Annotated in this window: 4 protein-coding genes and 1 pseudogene; all 5 read left to right on the forward strand. The window is 65.6% G+C overall.

Features of this window, described 5'->3' with window-relative positions:
- The first annotated feature begins 30 nt into the window (after window positions 1-30).
- Window positions 31-513, forward strand: coding sequence for a cytochrome c-type biogenesis protein (locus MOV75_RS26985; RefSeq protein ID WP_246930385.1), 483 nt, complete (start codon window positions 31-33; stop codon window positions 511-513).
- 125 nt (window positions 514-638) lie between these two features.
- Window positions 639-1,982, forward strand: coding sequence for a methyl-accepting chemotaxis protein (locus MOV75_RS26990; RefSeq protein WP_246930387.1), 1,344 nt, complete (start codon window positions 639-641; stop codon window positions 1,980-1,982).
- A gap of 224 nt (window positions 1,983-2,206) precedes the next feature.
- Complete coding sequence (locus tag MOV75_RS26995) at window positions 2,207-3,784, forward strand: Do family serine endopeptidase (protein WP_246930389.1); 1,578 nt, start codon at window positions 2,207-2,209, stop codon at window positions 3,782-3,784.
- 273 nt (window positions 3,785-4,057) lie between these two features.
- Window positions 4,058-4,738, forward strand: coding sequence for a response regulator transcription factor (locus MOV75_RS27000; protein WP_246930391.1), 681 nt, complete (start codon window positions 4,058-4,060; stop codon window positions 4,736-4,738).
- Window positions 4,722-5,003, forward strand: a pseudogene (locus MOV75_RS27005) (two-component sensor histidine kinase); the annotation flags it as partial. The gene MOV75_RS27000 and the pseudogene MOV75_RS27005, both read left to right, overlap by 17 nt.
- Window positions 5,004-5,089: the final 86 nt, after the last annotated feature.

Raw genomic sequence — 5,089 nt, forward strand, 5'->3', positions numbered from 1 at the left:
AGCAGCGCCTTCAGCCGGCGGAGTGATCCGATGCGCCGGATGATGGCCGCGTTCGCCCTGCTGATGCTGCTGGCTTTGCCTGCGGCGCACGCGGTGCAGCCCGACGAGATCATGTCGGACCCCGCCAAGGAAGCCCGTGCACGCGAGCTGTCGCGCGAGCTGCGCTGCATGGTTTGCCAGAACCAGTCGATCGACGATTCCGATGCGCCGCTGGCGCGCGATCTGCGGCTCTTGGTGCGCGAGCGCATCGGCGCAGGCGACAGCAACTCGCAGGTGCTCGACTTTCTGGTCGCGCGCTACGGCGAGTTCGTGCTGCTGAAACCACGCTTCGAGCGTCAGAACCTGCTGCTGTGGCTGCTCGGGCCGCTGCTGCTGATCGGGGGCGGCCTGGCGCTGTGGCTGCAAATCCGGCGTCGCGCGCGAAGCGGTGCAGATGTACCAGCACCGCCGCTCTCGCCCGACGAGAAGGCGCAGCTTGCTGCGTTGATGTCGGACGAAGCCAAATCTTCCTAGCGAGGTGAAGTCGTCCTGGTTACGTAACGTTACGTAGGCCGCGGGCCGCTAGCGCGTGCTTCATGCTATATTGACCTTTGTCTGGAACCTTGTCGCGAAATTCGATTCCAGACTCTGAGTCCCCGATGTTCGCGAACAGCAATCTGACGATCCGCTTCCTGGTCGGCGCCGTGGTCGCTGCATTATTGTTCCTGCTGGGCATCGGCGGCGGCACTGGATTCATTGCGGTGCTCTATCTCAACAACGAGATCACCAGCCTGTCCTCGGACTTCGCCGCGCTGAGCGGCCCCGCGCGCGATCATGCCATGCAGATCTATCAGCAGGCGCAAGCCGCGTTCTCCTTCTTCCTGATCGCCTGCGGCGTGATTGCCATCGTCGCCGTCGCGATCTGCCTCACCACCTGGTTCGCCGTCCGCAACGGCATCCTCAGTCCCCTGGCGGCGATCGTGCATGCCATGCGCGAGGTCGCCGACCAGAAATTCGAGACGCCCGTGCCGGGCCTCGGCCGCACCAACGAGATCGGCCTGCTCGCCGGTGCGCTGGAGGTGTTCAAGACCAACGGCCTCGAGCGGCGCCACCTCACCGAACGGCAGCTGCGTCAAGCGCAGCACCAAGCCGAGCGGTCGAAATTCCTGGACGACCGGATCAAGCGCTTCAACGATCTCGTCGCCAGCGTCGTCGACAGCGTGGCGTCATCGGCCGTGCATCTGAAGAGCAACGCCGAGACGCTGTCGCGGACGGCCAACGACACCAGCACCAAGGCCAATGCGGTCGCGAGCGCCGCGAGCCAAGCCAGCGCCAGCGTGCAGACCGTCGCAGGTTCTGCCGGGGAGATGACGAATTCGATCGGCACCATCAGCCGCCGCGTCACGGACGCGACCCAGCGCGCCGAGGGCGCGGCGGAGCAGGCGGAGAAGAGTCGTGACACCATCCACACGCTGTCGGACGCAGCAGACAAGATCGGCGAGGTCGTGCAGCTCGTGCAGGCGATCGCTTCGCAGACCAATCTCCTGGCGCTGAACGCCACCATCGAGGCGGCACGGGCAGGGGAGGCCGGCAAGGGGTTTGCCGTGGTCGCCTCCGAGGTGAAGAATCTGGCGCATCAGACCAGCAAGGCGACCGAGGAGATCACCTCCCATGTCGCCAGCATTCAAGGCATCACCGCACAGACGCGCGGCGCGATCGACGGCATTTCCAGGACGCTGTCGGAGATCTCGTCCGTCATGTCCGGCATCGAGGTCGACACAGCCCAGCAGCGCAACGCCACGCAGGAGATCACGCGCAGCGCCCAGGACGCCGCGCGCGGAACCCTCGACGTCTCCAACCATATCGTCCAGATCACCTCGACCTCCGCGGAGACCGGCCGCATGGCCGCTGAGGCCAGGGATTCCGCGGTCGACCTGTCGCAGCAAGCCGAAACCTTGAAGCGCGAGGTCGACGAGTTCATCGTCAGCGTCAGGGCGAGCTGAGCGTGCAAGAAAATCGCGCTTGCACGCTGTTGCGGGAACTCGATTAAGTTCCTGTAAGGCCACGATTTTCGGCCTGCGCTGAACTGCCGCATCCGCTCCGTCCCTTCATTACAAAAGTTTAACCCCCTCGCCAGCGCGCGGTAAGGCGGGAGCCCCCATCTTCAGGTCCGTAAGGCGCCACCCTCAGGCACCAAATGGATTTCAAGGCCCCTGGAGATCTCTGCATGACCGACCGTCCCGACCTTTCGAACCTTCCGTCCTACCGGCAGACCCGCTCGGTCTTCTCCGCGCGCAAGTTCGCGCTGATGGCCTCGGTCGTCGCCGGTCTCGGCGCGGCCGTCTATGGGTTTAGCCCGTCGACCGCGCCGGCCGACCTGTTCTCGAGCCCGGCGCATGCGCAGGTCAACAACGAGGTCCGGAAGGTCGAGCGTCCGATCGGATTCGCCGACATCGTCGAGCGCGTGAAGCCGTCGGTGATCTCGGTGAAGGTCAACATGAAGGAGAAGACCGCGAGCAACGACGACGGCGACGATTCCTCCTCGCCGTTCCAGCCGGGCTCGCCGATGGAGCGCTTCTTCCGCCGCTTCGGCGGTCCGGACGGCATCCCCGGTCTGAAGGGCGGCGGCCGCGGCCGCGTCGTGCAGGGTCAGGGCTCCGGCTTCTTCATCTCGGCCGACGGTTTCGCCGTGACCAACAACCACGTGGTCGACGGAGCCGACAAGGTCGAGGTCACCACCGACGACGGCAAGACCTACACCGCCAAGGTGATCGGTACCGACCAGCGCACCGACCTCGCTTTGATCAAGGTCGAGGGCAGCTCGAGCTTCCCGTTCGCCAAGCTCGCCGACAGCAAACCGCGGATCGGCGACTGGGTGCTCGCGGTCGGCAATCCCTTCGGCCTCGGCGGCACCGTGACCGCGGGCATCGTTTCGGCGAGCGGCCGCGACATCGGCAATGGCCCCTATGACGATTTCATCCAGATCGACGCGCCCGTGAACAAGGGCAATTCCGGCGGTCCGGCCTTCGATACCAACGGAGAGGTGATGGGCGTCAACACCGCGATCTACTCGCCCTCCGGCGGCAGCGTAGGCATCGCGTTCTCGATTCCGGCGAGCACCGTGAAGAGCGTGGTCGCCCAGCTCAAGGACAAGGGCTCGGTCAGCCGCGGCTGGATCGGCGTGCAGATTCAACCCGTCACGTCCGACATCGCCGACAGCCTCGGCATGAAGAAGGCCGAAGGCGCGCTGGTGGCGGAGCCGCAAGCCAACGGTCCGGCCGCGAAGGCGGGCATCGAGTCCGGCGACGTGATCACGTCGGTGAACGGCGAATCCGTCAAGGACGCCCGAGAGCTTGCCCGCACCATCGGCGGCATGGCGCCCGGCGCGACCGTGAAGCTCAACGTGCTGCACAAGGGCCAGGACAAGGTCATCAACCTCACGCTCGGCCAGTTGCCGAACACGGTGGAAGCCAAGGCCGACACCGACACTGACAGCGGCAAGGGTGCGAGCAAGGGCACCGACGTGCCCAAGCTCGGCATGACCGTCGCGCCCGCCAATACCGTGGCCGGCGCCGGCAAGGAAGGCGTCGTGGTCACCGAAGTCGATCCGAAGAGCGCCGCGGCCGAACGCGGCTTCAAGGAAGGCGACGTGATTCTCGAAGTCGGCGGCAAGAGCGTCGCTACCGCCGGCGAAGTCCGCGATGCCATCAATACGGCGCGGACCGACAACAAGAACAGCGTCTTGATGCGCGTGAAGAGCGGCGGCCAGTCGCGCTTCGTCGCCGTGCCCATCGCCAAGGGGTAGGCCTCAGGAGGCTTTTGAGATGAAGGGTGTCGTCGGCATCAGTCGCCCCCGCCGCCGGCGCCCTTCGGGGAAGCAGCGTAATTTTCGCTTCCCCAGTCTACCTTCCGGTGGAATTACGCCCCCCTCCGTCGGAAGGCCTAGGGCGGTGGAGTCCCCCCAGCTTCGCCGCCCGCCTTTTTCTCGATGCCAGAGTCTCCCCCTCGGCTTGCATGCGATTGCCGCTCGCGCCATGTTTAGAGAAGGTTGACCTCCTTGACCGCCGCCGAACGCACGATGCGCCTCCTCATCATCGAAGACGACCGCGAATCCGCCGACTACCTCGTGAAGGCGTTGCGCGAAGTCGGACACATTGCCGATCACGCCGCCGACGGCGAGGAGGGCCTCGCCATGGCCGAGAACGGCGATTATGACGTGCTGGTGGTCGATCGCATGCTGCCCAAGCGCGACGGCCTGTCGCTGATCGGCGCGCTGCGCGACAAGGGCAACACGGCGCCGGTGCTGATTCTCTCCGCGCTCGGGCAGGTCGACGACCGCATCAAGGGCCTGCGTGCCGGCGGCGACGACTATCTGCCAAAACCCTATTCCTTCGCCGAGCTCCTGGCCCGGGTCGAGGTGCTGTCGCGCCGCCGCGGCGGACCGGCGGAGGACACGCTTTATCGCGTCGGCGATCTCGAGCTCGACCGGCTCTCGCACCGCGTCGCCCGCGGCAAGGACGAGCTGACGCTGCAGCCGCGCGAATTTCGCCTGCTCGAATATCTCATGAAGCATGCCGGCCAGGTGGTGACGCGCACCATGCTCCTGGAGAACGTCTGGGACTATCATTTCGATCCGCAGACCAACGTGATCGACGTGCACATCTCGCGGCTGCGCTCCAAGATCGACAAGGGCTTCGAGCGGCCGCTGCTGCACACCATCCGCGGCGCGGGATACATGATCCGTGACGGCATTCGGTAAACTCGTCCGCACCACGGCGTTCCGGCTGACGCTGGTCTATCTGCTGTTGTTCGCGATGTTCGCGGCCTCGCTGCTGGCCTATTTCGCCTGGAATACGCGACGGCTGATCACCGAGGAAATCACGCAGACGGTCAATGCCGAGACCTCGGAGATCTCCGAGATCTACGGCCGCCGCGGCCTGCGCGGCCTGGTGCTGGCGATCGAGTATCGGGCGCTGCGGCCGGGGGCCAACCTTTATCTCGTGACCACGCCGACCGCAAGATCTTCGACATCCTGCTGGTGCCGATCCTGATTTTCGGCGCGCTGACGCTGCTCGGCGTCCGCGATCTCCTGCAGAAGAGCCACGCGGTG

It is taken from the genome of Bradyrhizobium sp. PRIMUS42 (genome assembly GCF_023006515.1).
In the GTDB taxonomy this organism is placed as follows: Bacteria; Pseudomonadota; Alphaproteobacteria; order Rhizobiales; family Xanthobacteraceae; genus Bradyrhizobium.

Coding starts and splice junctions, on each gene's coding strand:
- MOV75_RS26990 (WP_246930387.1), top strand. CDS start 639: ATGTTCGCGAACAGCAATCTGACGATCCGCTTCCTGGTCGGCGCCGTG.
- MOV75_RS27000 (WP_246930391.1), top strand. CDS start 4,058: ATGCGCCTCCTCATCATCGAAGACGACCGCGAATCCGCCGACTACCTC.
- MOV75_RS26995 (WP_246930389.1), top strand. CDS start 2,207: ATGACCGACCGTCCCGACCTTTCGAACCTTCCGTCCTACCGGCAGACC.
- MOV75_RS26985 (WP_246930385.1), top strand. CDS start 31: ATGCGCCGGATGATGGCCGCGTTCGCCCTGCTGATGCTGCTGGCTTTG.